Source organism: Streptomyces sp. NPDC127108 (genome assembly GCF_042677545.1).
Taxonomy (GTDB): Bacteria; Actinomycetota; Actinomycetes; order Streptomycetales; family Streptomycetaceae; genus Streptomyces.
The window spans coordinates 47,000-68,706 of sequence record NZ_JBHXTE010000051.1 but is presented as its reverse complement, the minus strand read 5'-3'; the positions used below and the strand labels follow the sequence as shown (position 1 = coordinate 68,706).

The following is a 21,707-nucleotide window of genomic DNA, read 5'->3' as shown; positions in this document are numbered from 1 at the left end:
GGGGCCGCGCACACGCCGCCCGACCGCCCGGACCCCCCGGCGGCGCCGGCCGGGTAAACACCCGGCCGGCGCCGCCGTTGGCGTAGTGAGACCGACGACACCCCTGGAGGCCCGACATGTACGGCGACCCCGCCACCGTCCGCAGGATCCTCACCGGACTCGGTGACACCTGGGCCGTCGTCGGCCTGTCGAACAACGAGCGGCGCGCCGCGCACGGCGTCGCCGACGTCCTGCAGCGCTACGGCAAGCGCATCGTGCCGGTCCACCCGAAGGCGGAGACGGTGCACGGCGAGAAGGGGTACGCCTCGCTGGCCGACATCCCCTTCGACGTCGACGTCGTGGACGTGTTCGTGAACAGCGACCTCGCGGGCGCCGTCGCCGACGAGGCCGTCGCCATCGGCGCGAAGGCCGTGTGGTTCCAACTCGGCGTCGTCGACGAGGCGGCGTACGAACGCACGCGCGCCGCGGACCTCGACATGGTCATGGACCGGTGCCCCGCCATCGAGATACCGCGGCTCGGACCGTCGGCGTAGGGCGCCCTCGGGCGGGAGAGCCCACGTCCAGGTGAGTGCGACCACTCACGTCACCTGAGTACCCGACCGGTTCTCCAGGGCTTTGGCCACGGCTGGACTGGGGTCATGGACACCAACAGCCCCGGTTCCGCCGCTCCCCGGCCCGACGCCGGTGACCGGGCCGCCCGCATCACCGCCCTGGTCACCCTCGTGCTCCTCGTGCCCACCGCCATCGGCTCCCTCGTGCTCACGCTTGCCTCCGAACGCGCCTCGGGGTGCGTGACGTACGGCGTCGACTGTGCGCAGGTTTCCCCGGCGCTGACGGTGGGGGCTTTCCTCGTCTCGGCGGTGTCCGGTGTCATGGCGGCCGCGTGGCCGCACGCCCGACTGCCGTTCGAGGGCTGGCGCGGGCTGCTGATCACGGTGCAGATCAGCGCCCAGGTCACCCTGGCGGCGCTGATCCTCAGCTACTCCTGACCCCCTGCCGGGGGCTCGGGCCGTCAGAACGGGCGGTCCGGCCAGTCCAGGAGACGCGCCCCGATCACCGCCGTCTGGAGGGTGTAGCGGTGCAGCGGATCGGCCGGGTTGGTGCCGGTGAGGCGGTGGATGCGGTCCAGGCGGTACGTCAGGGCGCGCACGCTGAGGTTCAGGCGGCGGGCCGCCTGGGCCGCGACGCAGCCGGTGTCGAAGTAGGCCGACAGGGTCTCGATGAGGGGTTCGGCGCCGCCCCTTGTCCCCCGCAGCGGGCCGAGGGTGTTCAGGACCAGGTCGGCCATGGCCTGCCGGTCGCGGGTCAGGACCGGGTAGACGAGCAGGTCGGCGGCGCGCAGGACGGGCGCGGTCAGGCCCAGGCGCGCGGCCAGGTCCAGGGCGCCCAGCGCCTCCTCGTACGACTGGACGACGCCGCCCGGCCCTGGCTGCGGGCGGCCGATGGCGACGCGGCCGCCCCCGGTGGCGGTGTGCGCCTGCGCCGCGAAGAAGTCGAGGACGTCGTCCTGGTCGCCGGGCGCCACGCACACCAGGCGGCCGTCCTTGGTGGTGACCAGGACGCTGCGGTCGCCGAAGCGGCCCGTGAGCGCCTGCTCGACGGCGCGCGGCACCCTGTCGCCCTCCTCGTGTGCGCGCTCTCCCTGCGCGACGGCCACGGCGTGCGCGGAGGACAGGCGTAAGCCGAAGCGTTCGGCGCGCTCGGCGAGCAGGCCGAGGTCGCTGCGTCCGTGCAGCAGGTCGTCGATGAACTCGCGGCGCGCGGTCTCCTCCTGACGGATCGCCAGGCGCTGGGCGCGCTCGTACCCCTCCGCGAAGGCGTCCACGGCCTGCTCCACGGCGGCGAGCAGGGACTCGGCGGACACCGGCGCGGCGGCACCCGTCCCGTACGCCCGCGTCGCCGCGAGGTGCGCGCCGACCAGGGCACGCAGTCCGTACCCGGCGTCGGCCGCGCGCTCGCCGAGGGCGCGCCGCGACTCCAGCTCCTCGCGGGTCAGCCCGCGGCCGGTGGCGGACGCGTCGGCGAGTATCCGGGCGTAGCCGTCCAGATAGTCGCCCGGTATGTCATGACTCCCCACCAGCAACCCCCGTGCCCCGATCAGTTCCTGACGCCTTTTTAACGCATGGCGGGCCGGGGGAAGGGGCGGGGGTGGGAGCGAGGGCCGGGGGTGGGTCGGCGTCGACTCGGGGGCCGGGGCGGGGAGTCCAGGGACGGAGAGGGCCGGGCGCGGGCGAGTCGTCACGCGCAGTCGGCGTGCGGCCAGGGGCCGTCGGCGGGGCCGGTGGGCGCGTGGCCGGTGGGCGGGTCCTCGGTGGTGCGGGCGGGGCGGGGGCGCGGCCGGCCCGGGGCGAGCGCCACCGAGCAGGGCACGGCCCAGAAGAACGCGCCGGTGGTGTCGTACGCGTGCAGCCGGGCGCTGCCGCCCACCGCCAGCGGCTCCCCCGGCGCGGACGGGTCCTGACGGACCTCGACGACGGCCACGGTCCCGTCCGGCGCGGCCACTTCGGCCCGGCCGGACTCCAGGTCGACCCAGCCGGTGCGGATCGTGCACACGGAGCCGACGAAGTCGCGCGGCGACGGATCGGCGCGGCCGCGCGGGCCTCGCGCCCGCGCGAGGACGAGCACGCGCGTCGCGCCGTACGCGACGAGCGCCGCCACCACGAGCAGCCCCACGTCCCCCGCCGCGTGCGCGAGCCCCGCCCAGCCGGTCTGTGCGAGCGCGACGGAGCCCGCCAGGCTCACCAGCCAGCCCGTGCCCACGAGCAGCGACACCGCCACGGCCACCGGCATCCCGCCGAGCCCGGCGGCGCCCAGATCGGCGTCCTCGTCGAAGCTGTCGGCCCGTCCCAGGCCCACCGCGACGAGCAGCCAGAAGCACACCACCACCGCCATCGCGGAGGTGAAGGCCACTCCTGGAAACCCCACCGCCGCGTCGATCAACTCCCCCATGCCCCCGCCCCCTTGACCGGTCACGCACGGGATCCGCACGCACCCGGGTGCCGGATCTCGTTTCCGTGATCCGGCACCCGGGCCCTCGCCCCCCGTCCCTGCACTCCCATCCTGACGCGATCCACCCCTTCGGCGCACTGCCATTTTCCGGCAATCTTTACGCGCTCTTGATGCCGCACGGGCGCGCGACCGCCGGCCGTGCGCGAACGGGGCGGGTGGGACGGGTGTGGTCGCCGAGGGGCAGAGGGCGTGCGCAACGGGCGCGAGGCGCGCGAAGTGGGCAGGCGGCGGGCAGGGGGCGCGGGATGCCCCGAGTGGGGGGTTGGCGCCCCTGACGTGAGGGGCGTCGAGCCGGGGCATCCCGTGCCGGTCTCCTGTCGCGCGCCGCGCGCGGCCCTGCACGGCCCGCGGCACCGCCGGAAGACGGAACGTGCCGTGGACGCGGAAATCGTTGTCAGGCAGACTGCCGCTTCCGGCATGCGACTTCGGCGTTCATGACAACCGCATCCATGACAGGCATGACCGTACCGGGGTCCGTGCCCGCGGGAGCGTCGGAGTTCCGCCACTGTCGGCATTCCGACGCCCAGGACAGGGAAGACGATGGCATGGACGCGACGCCGGAGCAGACCCCGCACGGCCCACAAGGCCCGCACGCCCCGTCGGCCCCGCACACCCCGGTGCTCGCCGGGCTCGGCGTCGGCCCCGGCGACGAGCGCGTGTACCGTGCGCTCCTCGCCGCCCCCGGCTCGACGTTCACCGCGCTCGCGGCGGCCACCGGTCTCACCGAGGAGTCGGTGCGCGGGCATGTGCGCTCGCTGGCCCGCCTCGGGCTCCTGACGGGCGCCGCGGACGGCACGGAGCGGCTCACCCCGGCGCCGCCCGACGTGGCGCTCGAAGTCCTCGCGCTGCGCCGCCAGGAGGAGATCGCGCACGCGCGCCTCGCCGCGGCCGGGCTCGCCGAGGAGTTCCGGGCCGGGCGGCTGCGCGGCGAGGGCTCGCCGGTGCAGTTGCTGCGCGGGCGCGAGGCCATCGCCCAGCAGTTCTTCCAGACCCAGCAGACGGCCAAGAGCGAAATGCTGATCCTGGACAAACCGCCCTATGTGGTGGAGCCGTTGCGGCGGCAGGACACCGTGCAGCGGGAGCGGCTGGACAAGGGCCTGCGCTATCGCGCGATCTACGACCAGGCGGGCCTCGACGGACCCGGCCGTGTGGAGGCCACCCGGGAACTCGCCGAGCGCGGCGAGGAGAGCCGGGTCCTCGCGGACGTACCCCTGAAGCTGGTGGTCGCCGACCGCAAGGTGGCGCTCGTGCCGTTCGTGCTGCCCAGCGAGGAGGAGATCCTGGTCCTCCAGCAGTCCGCGCTGCTCGACGGCCTGATCGCCCTCTTCGAACTCCTCTGGCAGCGCGCCACCCCGCTGTGGCCCGCCGCCCCGGCCGCCCACGCCGGGCTCTCCCCCGACGACGAACTGCTGCTCGCCCACCTGCGCGCCGGGCTCACCGACAGCGCCATCGCCCGCCGTCTCGGCGTGGCCCAGCGCACGGTGGAGCGCCGGATGAGCCGGATCATGGCGGTGCTCGGGGTGCGGACGCGGTTCCAGGCGGGGGTCCGTACGACCGCGCTGTACGGCCACGGCGACGACTGCCGCCCAGGGCGGGGTCTTACGGAACGGTGACGCGGGGCCGTGGCGCGGGCCGGGCGGGCTCTTCGCTGCCTAGCGTGGGCGGCATGCGGGTACTGGTCACCGGCGGAGCCGGATTCATCGGAACACACGTCGTCGACGCGCTCCTCGCGCGCGGCCACGAAGTCGTCTCCTACGACGCGGTCCTCGCGTCGGCGCACGACGGGCCGCCGCGCGCGGCCCGGGCCGGGGAGCGGCTCGTCGTCGGGGACGTGCGCGACCCCGACGGCGTGGAGTCGGCGCTGGCCGGTGTCGACGCGGTGTGCCACCAGGCGGCGATGGTGGGGCTCGGCAAGGACTTCGCGGACGCGCCCGCGTACGTCGGCTGCAACGACCTCGGCACGGCGGTGCTGCTCGCCACGATGGCGCGGGCCGGGCTGCGGGACCTGGTGCTCGCCGGGTCGATGGTCGTCTACGGAGAGGGACGGTACGCGTGCGCGCGGCACGGCGTGGTGCGGCCCGGGCCGCGCGCCGAGAAGGACCTGCTGGCCGGGCGGTTCGAGCCGCTCTGCCCGTCCTGCGGCGCGGAGTTGGCGCCCGGCCTGGTGGCCGAGGACGCGCCCGTCGACCCGCGCAACGTGTACGCCACGACGAAGCTGGCGCAGGAACACCTGAGCGCGGCCTGGGCCCGCTCGACCGACGGCCGCGCGGTGTCGCTGCGCTACCACAACGTGTACGGCCCCGGCATGCCGCGCGACACCCCCTACGCCGGGGTGGCCGCCCTGTTCCGCTCCGCGCTCGCCCGCGGTGAGGCACCGCGCGTCTTCGAGGACGGCGGCCAGCGGCGGGACTTCGTCCACGTACGGGACGTGGCGGCGGCCGCCGCGACGGCCCTGGAGTCCGTAAGGGACGCAACGGCCCCCGGGACGTTCACCGCGTACAACACGGGCAGCGGCGACCCCCACACCGTCGGCGAGATGGCCCACGCCCTCGCCGACGCCCACGGCGGCCCCGCCCCCGTGGTCACCGGCGACTACCGACTCGGCGACGTGCGCCATGTGACAGCGGACTCGACCCGCCTGCGGTCCGCACTCGGGTGGCGCCCGCAGATCGGCTTCGCCGAGGGGATGCGGGAGTTCGCGGGGGCGGAGCTGCGGTGAGGGCGCCTGCGCGGCGGGCGTCGGGGGGAAGGGCTTGGCGGGGGCCGGGGGCGCCTTCGCGGCGGGCAGCGGTAGGGAGACGGCTCCGCGGGGGCGGGGGGGGCGGATGCCTGCGCGGCAGGCGTCGGGAGAGAGGGCTTCGCGGGGGCAGGGCGAGGGCGCGGCGGGGTGATGGTGGTCTGGGCGGGGCCGGGGTGTTCAGTGGGTGGTCGGCTGGTCCTGCGCGGGTTGGGTGGGGGCGGGCGGAAGTGCGCCAGTCGGGCGGAGGCGCGTCGATCGGGCGGGGTCGGGCGGAGGTGCGTCGGTCCGACGAAGGCGGTCGGAGGTGCGCCGGTCCGGTGGGATCGGCCGGACCTGCGCCGGTCGGGCGTGCGCCGGTCCGGTGGGATCGGCCGGACCTGCGCCGGTCGGGCGGGGTCAGTCGGGCATGCGCGGGCCCAGTGGGATCCACCGGACCTACGCCGACGCGGTGACGTCAGCCGCGCCCACGCCTGCCCGGCGGAGTCGGCCAGACGTGCGCAGGCCCAGTGGAATCGGTCCGACCTGCATCAGCCCAGCGAGGCCAGCCGGACCTACGTCGATCCGGCTGGGCCCGCCGGGTCTGCACCGGCCCGGTGACGTCAGCCGGGCCTACGCCGGTCCGGCCTGGGGCAGGACCACCTCGAAGCGGCAGCCTCCGGAGACGTTGCGTACCGCCGCGCGGCCCTCGTGGGCCTCGACGATGCCGCGGACGATGGCGAGGCCGAGGCCCGCGCCCGCCGGGGGCGTACGGGCGTGGGTGCCGCGCCAGCCCGTGTCGAAGACCCGGCCCAGGTCCTCCTCGGGGATGCCTCCGCAGCCGTCCGTCACGGACAGGACGACGGCGTCGTCCGAGCACTCCGCCGCGACGGCGACCGTCCCGTCGGCCGGGGTCCGCCGAATCGCGTTGACCAGAAGGTTCCCCAGGACCCTGCTCATCTCCTTGCTGTCGACCTCGATCGGCACCGAGTCGATGCGCCGTCCCACCAGCCGCACGCCGTGCTCCCGCGCCAGCGGGTCCGCCCCGGCGAGCGCGTCCCCCACCAGGTCGTACACGGAGATCCGTGACGGCGACAGGGCGAGCGCGCCCGCGTGGATGCGGGAGAGCTCGAAGAGGTCGCCGACCATGCCGTTCAGGCGCTCCACCTCCGTGCGGATCTGCCGCAGATAGCGGTCGGGGTCCGCCGCCACGCCGTCCTCCAGGGCCTCCGCCATGGCCCGCAGGCCCGCGAGCGGCGTCCGCAGGTCGTGTGAGATCCAGGCGACCAGCTCACGGCGGGAGCTCTCCAGGGCCCGCTCACGCTCCCGGGACTCAGCGAGCCGCGCGCTGGTCGACTCCAACTCCCGCGTGAGGGCCGCGAGTTCGGCGGTCGCCGGCTCGTCGGGCGCGGCGAAGCTGCCACCCGTACCGAAGGAACGGGCCGCGAGCGTCAGCGCCTTGCTGCGGGCCACCACCCACCGGCCGAGCAGCAGCGCGGTGGCCAGCGACACCACGGCAGCCATGGCGACGACCACGGTGACGACGGTCAGGTCGTGCCGGGACAGGAACATCTGCCATGCCACGGCCAGCGTCCCGGCGAGCATCGCGGTCACGGCCACGGCGGCCACCACGGTCATCGACACGATCAGCGAGCGGTGCCGCAGCAGGCGCAGGACGAAGGCGCCGAGCAGTCCGGCGGCGACCGCGCCGAGGAAGGCGTAGACGGCGATGAGGAGGATGTCGTTCATGGCCGGGGGGTGCTTCCGCCGGGGCGAGTGAGCGAGGGCGCGGGCGCGTATGCCGGGGTTGTGGCGTCCGTTTCCGGGGCCCTGGCTGCGCCCGGGTCCGGGGTCGGGGCCGGGGTCGCGTCCATGCCCGGGGCCGCGTCCGCTCCCGAGTCGGGGACCGCGCCGTCGAGGCGATACCCCACCCCCCACACCGTCTGGATCAACCGCGGCGCCGCCGGATCGTCCTCCACCTTCCCGCGCAGCCTGCGCACATGAACCGTCACCGTCGACAGGTCGCCGAAGTCCCAGCCCCACACCTGCCGCATCAGCTCCTCCCGGCCGAAGGCCCGCCCCGGGTGGCGCAGGAAGAACGCCAGGAGGTCGAACTCCCGCACCGTCAGGGCGAGTTCCGTGCCGTTCTTGGTGGCGCGGCGAGCCTCCGGGTCGAGGCTGAGGCCCACCGCGCGCAGCAGCGAGCCGCCGGGGCGCGGGCGGGGTGCGGACGCCTGGCTGCGGCGCAGCACCGACTCCACCCGCAGCACCAGCTCGCGCGGGCTGAACGGCTTGGTGACGTAGTCGTCGGCCCCCACCTCCAGGCCGAGGATCCGGTCGTCCTCGTCGCCCCGCGCCGTCAGCATGATCACGGGCACGGGCCCCCGCTCCCGGAGCCTGCGGCAGACCTCCAGGCCGTCCATGCCGGGCAGCATCAGGTCGAGCACGACGAGGTCGGGCCGACGAGCGGCGGCGCGCTCCAGCGCGGCCGGGCCGTCCTCCGCCTGCTCCACCTCGTACCCGGCGCGGACCAGATAGCCGGTGACGACCTCGGCGACGGTGCGGTCGTCGTCCACGACGAGGACGCGGGCGCCGGTCGCGGGCCCGGTGCCGGACGCGGGGCCAGTGCCAGTGCCGGACGCGGGGCCTGGAAGTGCGGGCTCGCGGGCGCCGGGTCCCGAGGGAGATGTGTCCATGCGACAAGCCTCGCACCACGTGCCCGCGCGCGAGGACCGAGAGCCGCTGCGGCCTGCGGTTGTCCTCGTTTCGTAAGGACTGACGGCCGCTCGTGAGGGCAGACGGGCGCCGCACGCGGAGGGCGGGCGGGCGCCGCTCGTGAGGACGGGCGGGGTGCCGTCCGCAAGCGCCTGGCGCCACGCGTCCACCCGGATCCGACGTCCGCGTTTCGTAAGGAACCTCCGCCCGTTTTGCCCCTTTTCGCTTCGTAGGGTGAATGCCGTGAACCACTCCTCCCCCGACGCCCCCGACGCCCCCGGCCCGCGAGGCCGCCTCGACGCCGCCGCGTCCCCGGACCCCACCCCACCGGACCCCGCGGCCGCCACGCCCCCGCGCGCCACGCCCGCCCCGGCCGACATCGTCCTGCCGTGCCTCGACGAGGCCGCCGCGCTGCCGTGGGTGCTGGCGCACGTCCCGGCGGGCTGGCGCGCCATCGTCGTGGACAACGGTTCCACGGACGGCTCCGCGGAGCTGGCGCGCTCGCTCGGGGCGACCGTCGTGCACGAGCCGCGGCGCGGTTTCGGGGCCGCCTGCCACGCGGGGCTCACCGCGGCCGACGCGGACGTGGTCTGCTTCTGCGACTGCGACGCGTCCATGGATCCGCGCGAGCTCGAACCGTTCGTACGCGAGGTGGCCGCGGGCCGCGCCGACCTCGTCCTCGGCCGTCGGCGCCCCCGGGCACGCGGCGCCTGGCCGCTGCACGCCCGCGCGGGCAACCTCGCCCTGGCCCGGATGCTGCGCCGCCGCACCGGCCTGCGCCTGCACGACCTGGGCCCGATGCGAGCGGCCCGCCGCACGGACCTGCTGGCCCTGGACCTGACGGACCGGCGCAGCGGCTATCCGCTGCAGATGGTGGTGCGGGCCGCCGACGCGGGCTGGCGCGTCGAGGAGCGGGACGTGCCCTATCTGCCGCGCGCGGGCAGGTCGAAGGTCACCGGTACGTGGCGGGGCACCTGGCAGGCCGTGCGGGACATGCGCGCCGTACTCGCCGAGCCTCCGGGCACCGGGGCGCGGCCGACGCGGGAGGGCTCCACGCGATGACCCCCGACCTCACCCTCCTCGTCATCGCCAAATCCCCCGTCCCCGGCCGCGTGAAGACCCGGCTCACCCCGCCCTACACGCCCGAGGAGGCCGCCCGGCTCGCCGAGGCCGCGCTCGTCGACACCCTGCGCGTCGTGCTGGCCGTGCCCGCGCGGCGGCGTGTGCTCGTGCTCGACGGGGTGCCCGGGGGCTGGCTCCCGGACGGTGTCGAGGTGGTGCCGCAGTGTGCGGGCGGTCTCGACGAGCGGCTCGCCGGGGCGTTCGGTGCCTGTGCGGGGCCCGCGCTGCTCGTCGGCATGGACACCCCGCAGGTCTCCCCCGAACTGCTCGCGCCCGCGGTCGCGGGGGACGCCTGGCGCGCTGCCGACGCGTGGTTCGGACCGGCGGCGGACGGCGGGTTCTGGGCGCTGGGTCTGGCCGCGCCCGATCCGGGGCTGCTGCGGGGCGTGCCGATGTCCACGCCGACGACGGGCGCCGTCCAGCGTGCCCGCCTCACCGCTGCGGGCCTGCGTGTGCGCGATCTGCCGGTGCTGCGGGACGTCGACACGGCGGCCGACGCGGCGGCGGTCGCGGCGGCCGCCCCGGACACCCGGTTCGCGGGGGAACTCGCGCGCCTGGCCGGGGCCGGGCGCCGATGAGCACGGTCGTGCCGCCCCCGGACGCGGCCCCGTCGTGGAGCGCGGGACCCTACGCCGACGCGCTGCGCGCCGGGCGGGGCCCTCTGTTCCTGCGCCGCACGGACGGCTGGCTGCTGCCGCTGGACGTGGAGCGCTGGTGCGCGGCGCCGGACCGGGCCGACCTGTCGGCGCTGCGCCGGTGCGCGGGGCCCGTCCTCGACATCGGCTGCGGCCCGGGCCGCCTCGTGGCCGCGCTCGCCGCCCTCGGTCGGCGCGCGCTCGGCATCGACGTGAGCGAGGCGGCGGTCCGGCACACGGCGCACCTCGGCGGGACGGCGCTGCGCCGGTCGGTGTTCGAGACGCTGCCGGGCGAGGGGCGCTGGGGCACCGCGCTGCTCATGGACGGCAACATCGGCATCGGGGGCGACCCCGCCGCACTGCTCGCGCGGGTCGCCGAACTCCTGGCGCCGGACGGTCTCTTGATCGCCGAGACCGCGCCCGTCGACGTCGACGAGCGGGTACGGGTGCATCTCGACGACGGCCGCGGGCTCGCCGATCCCGGCGAGGTGTTCCCGTGGGCCCGGCTCGGCACGCCCGCGCTGCTCGGTCACGCCCGCGCGGCGGGCTGGCGGGTCGCCGATCAGTGGTCGGCGGACGGCCGCCGCTTCGTGGCGCTGCGGCGCCGGGGCTCACGCCAGGGGGCCGAAGGACGCGCGGCGCGGGACGTACCAGCCACGCGTCGAGCGCCCGCCGCACACACCCCCGCCGTACCCGACTCCCGCACCACACACGGCTCCACCGCGCATGCCCCCACCACGCCTCACCCCCGCCCCGCGCCCGCCTCCCTCCCCGGCCGTGACGCCGACCAGGCACGCACCGCGAACCACAGCGCCGACCCCGCGAACAGCGCCGCCGTCACGAGCAGCCAGCGCGTCAGGAACACGTCGGCGGGCAGCGTCGTCGACCTCTCGTAGCGCGGGACCTGACGAGTGATCAGCGGGAACCAGACGAGCAGGAGCAGCAGCGAGAGCGCCGCCGGGACGCGGATGTACACCGTCCGCTCCCGGCGGCTGCCGTCGCGCCCGCCGACCAGCGCCGTCACCGCGCGGTCGGCGGCCGCGTACACCGGCACCAGGACCAGGTCATGCAGCAGGGCCGCGCCCACGAACCACACCGTGACCATGACCCAGTCGTCGGCGAGCAGCCGCACGCCCGCGTAGAGCGCGAGCGCGAACGAGGCGAGCAGCAGCAGGAGGTGGAGCGGGCCCTCTCCGTACCGGCGCCGCAGGGTGGCGGTCAGCCGCACGGAGGCGGACACGTGCTTCCTCGGGGCGGACACGTGCTTCATCACAGTTCTCCGAAGGTCAGCCGGGACACCCATTTGGTGTTCAGTACGCCGGGCGCGGCGGGCACGATGACGCGGGCCGGGTAGCCGTGGTCCGGCGTCAGGTCGGCGCCGTTGACACGCAGGGCGAGCAGGGAGCGGGCGTCGCGGACCTGGTTGTCGCGCAGGGCCGCCTTGCGGAAGGAGCCCCGGAGCTGGAGGGACTCCACGAGGACGCCGGGTGCGTCGTCCTCGTATCCGGCGAGCGCTGCGAGGTCCCGCAGCCGTACGCCGCTCCACGCCTGGTCGGACGTCGACCAGCCCTCGACGCAGGCGATGGGCAGGTCGGCACCGTGCTGGGCTAGGTCGAGCAGGTCGGCGCGGGTGAGGCGCAGGGTGCGGCCGGGGCCCGTGACGACGAGCCGCCAGGACTCGCCGGTGCGGTCGGCGCCGACGCCGACGGAGCGGGCGGTCTTGTTGATCTGGAAGGCGCCGGGCCCTCGGCCGGGTTCGGCGCCGCCGTGCGGGGCGAACAGCGCCGTGGCGCGCGGCCATCCGTCGAAGCTCTGCCCCGCCGTCGTCGCGAACAGCAGCAGCGAGCCACCGCCGACGAGGCCGAGCGCGCCGCGCCGGGACACGGTGGGCTCGGCGGGCCGGGGCGAGGCAAGCCCGTCCTCGCCCTCCGGGCCACGCCCGGAACCCCCGTCCGCCCCGCGCCCCTCATGGCTGCGCACCCGCTCCCGCAGCCCGCCCGCGCGCAGCACCCGCACCGTCTGCGGCAGCTTCAGTGCGGCGTGCGCGACGAAGGCGGCGAAGAACACCCACGCGCCGTAGAAGTGCAGCGGGTAGAAGGACCCTGGGAAGACGTACTCCAGCTGGACGTTGAGGACGCCGGTCGCGAACACGAAGAGCGCGCCGCCCACGAGCAGCAGCAGCGAGAGCCGTTCCAGGGCGTGGCCGAGGGACCGCGCGGGCGGCAGCGCGAACAGCTTGGGGAGCACCGACCACAGCTTGGCGAGGAGCACCGGGATCAGCGTGATCCCGACGGTGACGTGCAGGCCCTGGGTGAGCCGGTACAGCCAGTGCGGGTCGGTGGGCCAGGCGAAGAGGTAGAGGCCGAGCAGTCCCTTGTCGGGTGTCTTGTCGTTGACCGGCGCGAGGCCGGGGTTGTACGCGGCGTACGACAGCAGGCCGGTGACGAACAGGAGGGTCACTCCGAAGAGGAGGACCGTGCCGAGCACGGCGGTGAACCACGTCCCGCGCACCGGGCTGCGCCAGCTGCCGGGCGCCGACGGCGCGTGGTCCTTGAGCTTCGCCAGTGTCGTCGGCGCTTCGCGGAGCAGGGTCCGGAGGCGGGGCCTGCGGGAAGGTGGGGGTGTGTCGCGCATGTTGCGTCCTCGGCGGTCCACGCGACGTGGGTCCGTCGCCCTGTCCCGACCGTATGCTGCCTGACCTGCGGTTCGGCGTCTGCGACTCATGACGAAACGCTGACGTGAGGCCGCGGACCCACGGAATCTGACGATCCGGTGACGCGGGCCCGCGCGCACGCCGTCCGCCGCCTCCGACGCCCTAACGTGCCCAGGGTGAACCACCCCGAACCACGCCCGTCCGGCCCCCGCCGGGACCTCGTCGCCGCCGCCCTCGCCGTCCTCCTCGTCACCGCGGCCGTCGTCGTGGGCCGGTACCTGGAGGACCACGACGGCAGCCTGCACGTCAACTGGCCGCCCCTGTACGCCAAGTGGGACCCGCATCTGGGCCCGGGAACCCCGGCCGCACTGGCCGTGGCCGTGGCCGTCGTCGCGTACGGGCCCGCGCTCGCCGCACGCCTGCCCTGGCGGGCGCTGCTCGCGGGCGCGTGGGCGGCCTCCACCGCGTGGATCTGGTCCCTGGCCCTGGTCGACGGCTGGCATCGCGGCGTCGCCGAGCGCCTCACCACGAAGTACGAGTACCTGCGGGTGATCGACCGGTTCGACGACATCCCGGCGACGCTGCGGGACTTCACCCAGCACATCGTGCAGGTGCCCGGCGAGTACCACTGGCCCGCGCACACCGCGGGCCATCCGCCCGCGGCGCCGCTGACCTTCGTCCTCCTGGACCGGATCGGCCTGGGCGGCGGCGGGTGGGCGGGCGCGTTCGTCATCACGGCGGGCGGCACGGCGGTCCTTGCCGTGCTGCTCACGGTGCGGGCCCTCGCGGACGAGGCGACGGCGCGCCGCGCGGCGCCGTTCCTGGTGCTCGCGCCCGCCGCCGTCTGGATGGGGGCGTCGGCGGACGGCTACTTCGCCGCGGTCACGGCCTGGATGACGGCGCTGCTCGCGCTCGCGGCGACGCGCACGACCCGCCACCCCGCCCTCGCCGCCACCGGCGCCGGCCTGCTGTTCGGCCTGACCTGCTACCTGTCGTACGGCCTGACGCTCTTCGCCCTGATCGCGGCCGGTGTCGTGCTCGTCGCCCGGACGGCACGCCCGCTGCCGTATTTCGTGGCGGGCGCGGCGGTGGTGCCGCTGGTGTTCACGGCGTTCGGCTTCAACTGGTGGGAGGCGTACCGCCTGTTGGTGGACCGCTACTACCAGGGGGCGGCGGGCGTGCGGCCGTACTGGTACTGGGTGTGGGCCAATCCGGCCTGCACGGCGGTCGTCGTCGGGCTCGCGACGGTGGCGGGTCTGCGGCGGACGCTCACGGCGGCGCCGGGCGCGGTGGGCCGCTGGCGCGCCCGGGACACCACGGCGGCCGACCGCCTCGTGGGCCTGGTCCTCGTGGCCCTGCTCGCGGTCGCCGCCGCGGACCTGTCCGGCATGAGCAAGGCGGAGACGGAGCGCATCTGGCTGCCGTTCGCGCTGTTCCTGCTGCCCGCGGCCGCGCTGCTTCCGCGCCCGTCCGCGCGGGCGTGGCTGACGGCGCAGGCGGTGCTCGCCCTGGCCGTCAACCACCTCCTGTTCACCGGCTGGTGAGCCCGGCCGTGGCCGGGCACGGCGGGGTCAGACGCGGTCGGTGATCCGCTCGAGCGGTACGTACTTGAAGTTCTGGTTGCCGCTGGAGCCCGGGGCGCCGTTTGAGCCGTCCTGGCAGATGAACACGCCCTCGGGGAAGGCGGAGCCGAGGCCCGTGGCGGTGGCGTCGATGCCGTCGGTGTCCTCGCAGTCGTCGGCGGCGGTGCCGGACGCGACGCCGAAGCGGCCGAGGTAGGCGCCGCTGGTCCGGTCGTACACGGTGAAGTCGTCGCTGCCCTGCGAGGAGACGAACAGGCGGTTCCCGGCGGCGGCGATGCCCTCGGTGTCGGCGGTCAGGTGGCCGCCGGAGCCGGTGGAGTCGAGCTTGGTGCGGGCGGTCCCTGCGCCCGGCTCGGCGCCGTACGCCCACACGCCGACGTCCTCCTCGCCGAGGTACAGCTTGCCGGTGGTCTCGTCCGCGTAGCAGCCCTCGACGGCGGACCCGGCGTCGAAGAGCCGCACGGAGGTCGCCGTCACCGAGTCGCCGCTGACGGCGAGTTCCCACTGCTCGACGCGGCCCGAGGTGGAGTTCGGGTAGGCGTACAGCTTCCCGGACCGCGGGGACTCGTAGAGGCAGATACCGTGCGCGGTGACCTCGGTCGGCACGTCCTTGAGGTGCTTGAGCTGCCGCGTGGCCGGGTCGATCCGGTACACGTGCATCGCGCCGTCGCCGCCCGCCGCCTCGTCGTCCGCGGACACGACGACGTTCCCGCGTACGTCGACGTTGTTGCCGTGGTCCCCGTCGATCCGCTGGATGCGGGCGCCCTTGAGGTCGTACACCTCCAGCGCGCCCTTCTTGTCCGTGCCCACCACGACGGACCGCGCGGGGTCGCCCGGGTGCACCCAGATCGCCGGGTCGTCGGCGGCGTCCCCGCTGTGCGACACCGGCGCGGTCTCCACCGTCGCGGTCACGTCGAAGTCCGCGGCGGCCCGCGCGGGCAGCGCGGCTTGGAGGACGAGCGCGGCGGCACCGGCGACGGCGCTCGCGGAGAGCAGGGAGGTACGGAGCTTTCGGGTGACGGGCACCGGTGGTCCTCTTTCGCAGGGGGTGGGTGAGCGGGACGAGCGTGCCAGCGGTGCGCGATCAGCCCGTGAACACGAGTTGAACGTACGCGGTCACACACCGTGGCCGCGGCGGCCCGCCCCGGCCGTGCGCCCGGCGTCCGCCCGTGCGCCCGCGCCTCCGACCCTCAGCCGTGCGCCCCCGCAAGCGCCGCGTCCTCCCCCGCGCACACCGCCGCCCACGCCTGTGCCGCGAGTATCTTGCGGTCGTGCCCGTGCAGCGGCGCGTGCGCGGTGACCCGCACCGTGAGTCCCCGCGCGACGGCCACCCGCCGCAGCGACCCCCCGAACCCCTCGTCCGCGAGGAACGCCGCCGCCGTACTGGCCGCACCGCTCTGCCGGTACGCCACCGTCACCGGCCGCACCGGCACTCCCGCGTCCACCGCCGCCTGGAACGCGGCCCGCCGGAACCTCCCGGAGCCGACCGAGCACCACGTGGTGGCCTGCGGGAACACGAGGACCGACCGCCCGGACGCCAGCGTCTTGGCCAACTCGCCGACCATCAGGGGCAGTTCCCGCCGACCGCCCTCGCGGTCGATGAACTGCGTGCCCATGCGGCGGGCGAGCGTCCCGACCACGGGCCACCGGCCGATCTCCTTCTTGGCCACGAAGGACACGGGCTCGACGGCGAGCAGCGCGACGACGTCCAGCCACGAGATGTGGTTGGCGACGATCAGCGTGCCGGTGTCGCAGCCCGGCACGCTCAGCGGCGCGAGGGCCGCCTCCAGGTCGACGCCGAGCGCCCGCAGGACCCGCCGGGCCTGTACGCGCGGCGCCGCGTCCCCCGCGAGGCGTTCACCAAGGAGCAGGCTGCGCCCGAGTTCCCTGGCGACGGCCGCGTACCGCAGCGCCTCCTCGACGGGCCCGACCCGGGTCGCGGGCCGTACCGCGCAGGTGCGCGGACAGCCCGCGTCCACGGCCCAGGGGTTCACGCGCTCCTCCCGGGCGCGGCGGGGCCGCGCTCGGCGTCGCCGAGGAAGAACCGGCGGTGCCGGTCGCTCAGGCGCTCGGTGTCGAGCAGCACGAAGAAGTCGGCGGAATCGAACTCCGGGTCGTGCGCGGGCGCCCCGCACATCCAGGCGCCGAGGCGCAGATAGCCGCGCAGGAGCGGCGGCAGGTCGGCGTAGCTCGGCCGGTGTCCGGCGCGCTCGCCGGGGGTCCAGGGGCGGTGCGGGTGCACGCGCAGCTCGGGCGGCGAGACGTGCTTGGCGGTGCCGAGCAGCCAGGCGCTCGCGGCAGCGGTGCCGCCGTCGGAGAGCGGCACGGAGGCGCAGCCCGCCAGGTAGCGGTGGCCGGACAGCAGGACGTAGCGGGCGAGGGCGGACCACATCAGGTTGATCACGGCGCCGGAGCGGTGGTCGGGGTGCACGCAGGAGCGCCCGGCCTCGACGGTGGCGGAGCGCAGCGGGCGCAGCGCCGAGAGGTCGAACTCGCCGTCGGAGTAGGAGCGTTCGGTGCGTCCGGGCGGGATCAGGCGGTAGGTGCCGACGACGTCGCCGCTGGCGGTGTCGGTGATGATCAGGTGGTCCGCGAGCGCGTCGAACGCGTCGATGTCGTGCCCGGGCACGGGGGTGTCGAGCGTGGCGCCCATCTCCTCGCCGAAGACCTGGAAGCGCAGCCGCTGGGCGGCCCGGATCTGCTCCTCGGAGTCGGCGATGGACGGGACGTAGCGGGGAGCGTCGGGGGCGGCCGGGGCACCGGGGACGGGAGCGGTGGTCGGGGTGACCGGGGCGCCGGGGGCGGCGGCCGGGGTCGCGGGGGCGGGCGTGAGGGGTGTCGCGGGCATGACACGTTCTCCGTTCGATGGGGACGGACGGGGAGTCCGCTGAAACCGACGGGCGGGAGTGACAGGAGCGGAGAGGAAGGAGGGGGGAGAAGAGAGGAGAAGAGAGGAGAAGAGGGAGAAGCCGGGGAAGCGGGGCGACACGGGGAAGCGAAGGGAGTGCGGCGATGCGGTGGTGCGGGTGAGCGTGCGGCCGACTGCGGGAAAGGCGCCTGTTCAGCACGGTGACCGCCCTGGCTGAACTGCGCACAAGGTGCGCGAGACCGATCGTGCCGACCCTCGTGAGCATCAGGTGAACGGCGGTGGTCGCGCCCCGGCCCGCGCCCCCGGGTACGGTCGTCGCACGCCGGGCGGCCGATCCCGTCCGGCGCGGCCACGGGAGGGGCGTACCGCATGATGGGCAGCAAGCAGTTGAAGATCGGCCTGCGGGTCAAGGATCTCCAGGTCTCCGGCGACCTCTACTTGAAGCTCGGCTTCCGCGAGCTGCCCAACGACGACCAGCCGCACCTGCGCTATCTCACCTTCGGCCACACCTGGCTGATCCTGACGGCCCGGGACGCGCACGGGTACTACGACGAGGAGCGCGGCGCCGCGGCCCGCCGGGGCCCGCTCGGCCTCGGCTTCACGCTGGCCGTGCCGACGCCCGACCTCGACGCGGCCCACGCCCTGTGGCGCGCCGAGGGCCTGCCGGTGCTCACGGAGCCCGAGGACACGGACTGGGCGCGGATCTTCGTGGGCCTGGACCCGGACGGCTACGAGGTGTCGTTCGAGCAGTTCCACGAGGAGTACCGCGGGACGAGGGGCTGAGGCGCCGTGCCGCACCCGCCGCCCCTCGCCGGCATCACGGTCCTCAGCCTGGAGCAGGCCGTCGCCGCGCCCTTCGCGACCCGTCAGCTCGCCGACCTCGGCGCCCGGGTGATCAAGGTGGAGCGCCCCGGGGGCGGCGACTTCGCGCGCCGCTACGACACCACCGTGCACGGCGAGGCCAGCTATTTCGTGTGGCTGAACCGCTCCAAGGAATCACTCACGCTGGACGTGAAGTCGCCGGAGGGGCAGCGGATCCTGCGCGAACTCCTCGCGGGCGCCGACGTGTTCGTGCAGAACCTCGCGCCGGGCGCGGCCGACCGCCTCGGTCTCGCGGCGGCGGACCTCCAGGCCCGCCACCCCTCCCTGATCACCTGCACGGTCAGCGGCTACGGCACCAGCGGCTCCTGGGCGGACCGCAAGGCCTACGACATGCTCCTGCAGTGCCAGACCGGTCTGCTCTCGCTCACGGGCACGCCCGCGGAGGCCGTGCGGGTCGGGATATCGGTGGCCGACATAGCGGCGGGGATGTACGCCTACAGCGGCATCCTGTCGGCGCTGTTCACACGCGCGACGACGGGCCGCGCGCCCGCCGTGGAGGTGACCCTCTTCGACGCCCTCGCCGAGTGGATGAGCCAGCCCGCGTACTACACGCGGTACGGCGGCACACAGCCCCCGCGCGTCGGCGCCCGGCACGCGACGGTGGCGCCGTACGGCGTGTTCACCGCGGCCGACGGCAAGGAGGTGCTGCTCTCCGTGCAGAACGAGCCGGAGTGGGCGGCGCTCTGCGAGGACTTCCTGGGGCGGCCCGAGCTGGTGGCCGACCCGCGCTTCGCCGACGGTTCCGCGCGGGTGGCGCACCGCGAGGAGCTGGACGCGGCGGTCCAGGCCCGGTTCACGGAGCTGACCGGCGCGGAGGCGACGGCGCTGCTCGACGCCGCGAACATCGCCAACGCGGGCGTCAACTCCGTCCCGGACTTCCTCGACCACCCGGCGCTCACCGAGCGCGGCCGCTGGCGCGACGTGGGCCTGCCGGGTGCGGCGCCCGACTTCCAGGCGCTCGTTCCGCCCGCCGACCTCTCCGGGGTGAGCCCGCGCATGGAGCCGGTGCCGGGGGTGGGCGAGCACACGGAGAGGATCCTGGCCGAGCTCGGCCGGGAGGCGGCGGACATCGAGCGGCTGCGGGCCGAGGGCGTCATCTCCTAGCGCCCGCAGGGGCGTTGGGCCCGGCCGCCGCAGGGGTCGGGGCGTCCGTCCGCGGGGGTCGGGGCATCCGCCCGCGCGCCCCCGGCTTGCCCTGGCCCGCCCCGGCCGTCAGACCCCGAGCCCCTCGATCACCGTCGCGTTCGGCAGCCCCTCGAACACCTTGCCCGGCACGATCAGCTTGCCTCGTCGGCTGCCGCTGCCGACGAGGACGTACGGCAGGTCCGCCACCGCGGCGTCGACAAGCAGCGGCCAGGTGTCGGGCAGGCCGACGGGGGTGATGCCGCCGTACTCCATGCCGGTCTCGCCGACGGCGGTGTCCATCGGCGCGAACGACGCCTTGCGGGCGCCGAGTCGGCGGCGAACGACGCCGTTGACGTCGACGCGCGCCGCCGAGAGGACCAGGCAAGCGGCGAGCGTCGTCTCGCCCCCGCGCTTGCCCGCGACGACGACGCAGTTCGCGGACCGGGCGAGCAGTTCGGGGCCGTAGTGCTCCACGAACGTGGCCGTGTCGGCCCACTCCGGGTCGGTGTCGACATGGATCAACTCGTCGGCGGGAACGGCCCCGCTCCAGCCGCGGACGGCGGCGGCGACGGGGGCGACGAGGAGGTCGAGGGCTTCGGGGGCGGGGCGGACTACGTCGAAGTCACCGAGAGGAGCGCGCATGGCCGCACCGTAACGCAGGGCGCGGGCGCGCGGGCCGGGAGGGCGGCCGCCGGGCGGCTCAGTACGCCCCCGCGTGGGCCGGAGGCACCGACACCGCCATCGTCATCTCGACCGGCTCCGCGCCCTTGTTGTGGTAGCCGTGCGCCACATTGGCCTCGAACGACGCCGCCGATCCGGCCGCCACCAGGTGCTCCTCGCCGTCCACGACCAGCGTCAGCTCGCCGGACCTGACGTGCAGCAGCTCCATCGTCCCCGGCGGGTGCGCGTCGGAGTCGCTGCCGTCGCCCGGCGTCAGATGCCACGTCCACAGCTCGAAGGGCCCGCGCGACTCGGTCCCGACCAGGAGCGTCGTGCTGCTGCCCGCCTCCGTGGACCACATCCGCACGGCCTGCTCCGGCGGCACGAGCCGCACGTGCGGACCCTGTTCGTAGTCGAGCAGGGTGGTGATGCTGACGCCGAGCGCGTCCGCGAGCTTGACCGTGATGCCCACGGAGGGGTTCGTGCGGGCCTGCTCGATCTGGATGATCATGCCTCGGCTGACGCCCGCGCGGGCCGCGAGCGCGTCGAGCGTGAAGTTCCGTTCGGTGCGCCAGCGCTTGAGGTTGCGCGCGAGCGACTGAGTCAGCTGGTCGAGGTCCGACACATTCCGTCCAATATTTTGGATGACAGAGTTCACTGTACTGAACTACGGTGTGGTGCACCCGAGGGTTCCCGAAGGTTCACCACACTGTACTGCGAGGCTTCCCCATGACGGGACTGACAGCACTGTTCGCCCTGGCCACCAGCCTGCTCTGGGGCCTCGCCGACTTCGGCGGCGGACTGCTGACCCGACGCATCCCCGCGCTCACGGTGGTCGTCGCCTCCCAGTGCGTCGCGGTCGTCGTCCTCGGCGTGATCGTGGTCTCCACCGGCGCCTGGAGCGAGTGGGGCCCCCAGCTGTGGTTCGCGGTCGGCGCGGGGCTCGTCGGCCCGGTCGCGATGCTCGCCTTCTACAAGGCCCTCGCGCTCGGCCCGATGGGCGTCGTCTCACCGCTCGGTTCACTCGGCGTGGCCGTGCCGGTGGGCGTCGGGCTCATGCTCGGCGAGCGGCCGGGCCCCGGGCAGTTCGCGGGCATCGCGGTGGCCGTCGTGGGCATCGTCCTCGCGGGCGGCCCGGAACTGCGCGGCGCCCCGGTGCAGCGGCAGGCGGTGCTCCTGACGCTGCTCGCGGCCTTCGGCTTCGGCGCGGTCATGGCCCTCATCGCGGAGGCGTCGACCAGCGTCACCGGCCTGTTCCTGGCCCTGTTCGTGCAGCGCGTCACCAACGTGCTCGCGGGCGGCACGGCCCTGTACGTCTCCGTGCGGCGCGGCGCCGCGGCGCTCCCCGAGGGCCAGGGCATGCGCGTGATCTGGACCGCGCTGCCCGCGCTCGCCTTCGTGGGCCTGGCGGACGTCGCCGCCAACGGGACGTACGCGATGGCCGCCCAGCGCGGGCCCGTCACCGTCGCCGCCGTGCTCGCCTCGCTCTACCCGATCGTGACGGCGCTCGCGGCGCGCGGCGTCCTCAAGGAACGGCTGCGCGGGGTGCAGGCCGCGGGGGCGGGCCTCGCGCTGGTGGGCACGGTGCTGCTGGCGACGGGCTGAGCCACGGCAGCGCGCCGCTGGATGTGCCACACCGGGCCGTCGTGTGCCCGCGGGTCCGTGGCGGCCGGTCGCGCCCACGCGGCGGAGCCGCACATCAACACAGCGCCGCACCCCTTCAGGGCACCACCGGGAC

General features: G+C 75.2%; 21 protein-coding genes and 1 pseudogene. 11 read left to right on the top strand and 11 right to left on the bottom strand.

The window, feature by feature from the left end; all coding sequences use genetic code 11:
• The first annotated feature begins 116 nt into the window (after positions 1 to 116).
• Together ACFVHO_RS33710 and ACFVHO_RS33705 are read left to right on the top strand one after the other, a co-directional pair.
• The gene (locus ACFVHO_RS33710) at positions 117 to 533 is read left to right on the top strand and encodes a CoA-binding protein (protein ID WP_385723165.1); all 417 of its coding nucleotides are present in this window, start codon (positions 117 to 119) and stop codon (positions 531 to 533) included.
• Positions 534 to 638: 105 nt separating this feature from the next.
• Positions 639 to 989 carry a hypothetical protein gene (locus ACFVHO_RS33705; protein WP_385723162.1) on the top strand — a complete coding sequence of 117 codons (351 nt, stop codon included), beginning with the start codon at positions 639 to 641 and terminating at the stop codon, positions 987 to 989.
• A 23-nt stretch (positions 990 to 1,012) separates the two neighbouring features.
• Here the strand turns inward: ACFVHO_RS33705 and ACFVHO_RS33700 are convergent, their stop codons facing one another.
• Both ACFVHO_RS33700 and ACFVHO_RS33695 read right to left on the bottom strand, forming a co-directional pair.
• Positions 1,013 to 2,077, bottom strand: a complete 1,065-nt coding sequence (locus ACFVHO_RS33700; RefSeq protein ID WP_385723159.1) for a PucR family transcriptional regulator — start codon at positions 2,075 to 2,077, stop codon at positions 1,013 to 1,015.
• Positions 2,078 to 2,238: 161 nt separating this feature from the next.
• Positions 2,239 to 2,949 carry a hypothetical protein gene (locus tag ACFVHO_RS33695; RefSeq protein WP_385723156.1) on the bottom strand — a complete coding sequence of 237 codons (711 nt, stop codon included), beginning with the start codon at positions 2,947 to 2,949 and terminating at the stop codon, positions 2,239 to 2,241.
• 605 nt (positions 2,950 to 3,554) lie between these two features.
• On the opposite strand from ACFVHO_RS33695, the gene ACFVHO_RS33690 reads away from it, so the two are divergent.
• Both ACFVHO_RS33690 and ACFVHO_RS33685 read left to right on the top strand, forming a co-directional pair.
• A complete protein-coding gene (locus ACFVHO_RS33690; RefSeq protein ID WP_385723153.1) occupies positions 3,555 to 4,622 on the top strand; it encodes a LuxR C-terminal-related transcriptional regulator in 1,068 nt (355 codons plus the stop codon).
• A 53-nt stretch (positions 4,623 to 4,675) separates the two neighbouring features.
• Entirely contained in the window at positions 4,676 to 5,728 is a 1,053-nt protein-coding gene (locus tag ACFVHO_RS33685; protein ID WP_385723150.1) for an NAD-dependent epimerase/dehydratase family protein, read from the top strand.
• A 630-nt stretch (positions 5,729 to 6,358) separates the two neighbouring features.
• Here the strand turns inward: ACFVHO_RS33685 and ACFVHO_RS33680 are convergent.
• Positions 6,359 to 7,474: a sensor histidine kinase gene (locus ACFVHO_RS33680; protein ID WP_385723148.1), complete on the bottom strand. Its 1,116-nt coding sequence runs from the start codon at positions 7,472 to 7,474 to the stop codon at positions 6,359 to 6,361.
• A complete protein-coding gene (locus tag ACFVHO_RS33675; protein ID WP_385723145.1) occupies positions 7,471 to 8,421 on the bottom strand; it encodes a response regulator transcription factor in 951 nt (316 codons plus the stop codon). The genes ACFVHO_RS33680 and ACFVHO_RS33675 overlap by 4 nt, the downstream gene beginning before the upstream one ends.
• A gap of 397 nt (positions 8,422 to 8,818) precedes the next feature.
• Here ACFVHO_RS33675 and ACFVHO_RS33670 point away from each other — a divergent pair, with 397 nt between their 5' ends.
• The 3 genes and pseudogenes from ACFVHO_RS33670 to ACFVHO_RS33660 all read left to right on the top strand — a co-directional run.
• The gene (locus tag ACFVHO_RS33670; protein ID WP_385723175.1) at positions 8,819 to 9,502 is read left to right on the top strand and encodes a glycosyltransferase family 2 protein; all 684 of its coding nucleotides are present in this window, start codon (positions 8,819 to 8,821) and stop codon (positions 9,500 to 9,502) included.
• Entirely contained in the window at positions 9,499 to 10,140 is a 642-nt protein-coding gene (locus ACFVHO_RS33665; RefSeq protein ID WP_385723142.1) for a DUF2064 domain-containing protein, read from the top strand. The genes ACFVHO_RS33670 and ACFVHO_RS33665 overlap by 4 nt, the downstream gene beginning before the upstream one ends.
• A pseudogene (locus ACFVHO_RS33660) lies at positions 10,137 to 10,901 on the top strand (methyltransferase domain-containing protein); the annotation flags it as partial. The gene ACFVHO_RS33665 and the pseudogene ACFVHO_RS33660, both read left to right, overlap by 4 nt.
• 38 nt (positions 10,902 to 10,939) lie before the next feature.
• On the opposite strand, the gene ACFVHO_RS33655 reads toward ACFVHO_RS33660, so the two are convergent.
• Both ACFVHO_RS33655 and ACFVHO_RS33650 read right to left on the bottom strand, forming a co-directional pair.
• Positions 10,940 to 11,467, bottom strand: coding sequence for a hypothetical protein (locus tag ACFVHO_RS33655; protein WP_385723140.1), 528 nt, complete (start codon positions 11,465 to 11,467; stop codon positions 10,940 to 10,942).
• Positions 11,467 to 12,831 carry a molybdopterin-dependent oxidoreductase gene (locus ACFVHO_RS33650; RefSeq protein ID WP_385723139.1) on the bottom strand — a complete coding sequence of 455 codons (1,365 nt, stop codon included), beginning with the start codon at positions 12,829 to 12,831 and terminating at the stop codon, positions 11,467 to 11,469. The genes ACFVHO_RS33655 and ACFVHO_RS33650 overlap by 1 nt, the downstream gene beginning before the upstream one ends.
• Positions 12,832 to 13,026: 195 nt before the next feature.
• Here ACFVHO_RS33650 and ACFVHO_RS33645 point away from each other — a divergent pair, with 195 nt between their 5' ends.
• Entirely contained in the window at positions 13,027 to 14,394 is a 1,368-nt protein-coding gene (locus ACFVHO_RS33645; RefSeq protein WP_385723136.1) for a hypothetical protein, read from the top strand.
• Positions 14,395 to 14,421: 27 nt separating this feature from the next.
• Here the strand turns inward: ACFVHO_RS33645 and ACFVHO_RS33640 are convergent, their stop codons facing one another.
• The 3 genes from ACFVHO_RS33640 to ACFVHO_RS33630 form a co-directional block, all read right to left on the bottom strand.
• Entirely contained in the window at positions 14,422 to 15,459 is a 1,038-nt protein-coding gene (locus ACFVHO_RS33640) for a phytase (RefSeq protein ID WP_385723133.1), read from the bottom strand.
• A gap of 164 nt (positions 15,460 to 15,623) precedes the next feature.
• Positions 15,624 to 16,427: a lysophospholipid acyltransferase family protein gene (locus tag ACFVHO_RS33635; RefSeq protein WP_385723131.1), complete on the bottom strand. Its 804-nt coding sequence runs from the start codon at positions 16,425 to 16,427 to the stop codon at positions 15,624 to 15,626.
• Complete coding sequence (locus ACFVHO_RS33630) at positions 16,424 to 17,281, bottom strand: GNAT family N-acetyltransferase (protein WP_385723128.1); 858 nt, start codon at positions 17,279 to 17,281, stop codon at positions 16,424 to 16,426. Before ACFVHO_RS33630 ends, ACFVHO_RS33635 begins: the two co-directional genes overlap by 4 nt.
• A gap of 390 nt (positions 17,282 to 17,671) precedes the next feature.
• Between ACFVHO_RS33630 and ACFVHO_RS33625 the strand changes: the two genes are divergently transcribed.
• The gene (locus tag ACFVHO_RS33625) at positions 17,672 to 18,085 is read left to right on the top strand and encodes a VOC family protein (protein WP_385723126.1); all 414 of its coding nucleotides are present in this window, start codon (positions 17,672 to 17,674) and stop codon (positions 18,083 to 18,085) included.
• A 6-nt stretch (positions 18,086 to 18,091) separates the two neighbouring features.
• Positions 18,092 to 19,288, top strand: coding sequence for a CaiB/BaiF CoA transferase family protein (locus ACFVHO_RS33620; protein ID WP_385723124.1), 1,197 nt, complete (start codon positions 18,092 to 18,094; stop codon positions 19,286 to 19,288).
• Positions 19,289 to 19,396: 108 nt separating this feature from the next.
• Here the strand turns inward: ACFVHO_RS33620 and ACFVHO_RS33615 are convergent, their stop codons facing one another.
• Positions 19,397 to 19,951, bottom strand: coding sequence for a YbaK/EbsC family protein (locus ACFVHO_RS33615; RefSeq protein ID WP_385723121.1), 555 nt, complete (start codon positions 19,949 to 19,951; stop codon positions 19,397 to 19,399).
• Between the two features lie 58 nt (positions 19,952 to 20,009).
• Positions 20,010 to 20,594, bottom strand: coding sequence for a helix-turn-helix domain-containing protein (locus ACFVHO_RS33610; RefSeq protein WP_385723118.1), 585 nt, complete (start codon positions 20,592 to 20,594; stop codon positions 20,010 to 20,012).
• A 113-nt stretch (positions 20,595 to 20,707) separates the two neighbouring features.
• Here ACFVHO_RS33610 and ACFVHO_RS33605 point away from each other — a divergent pair, with 113 nt between their 5' ends.
• Positions 20,708 to 21,574: an EamA family transporter gene (locus ACFVHO_RS33605; protein WP_385723173.1), complete on the top strand. Its 867-nt coding sequence runs from the start codon at positions 20,708 to 20,710 to the stop codon at positions 21,572 to 21,574.
• The last annotated feature ends 133 nt before the right edge of the window (positions 21,575 to 21,707 follow it).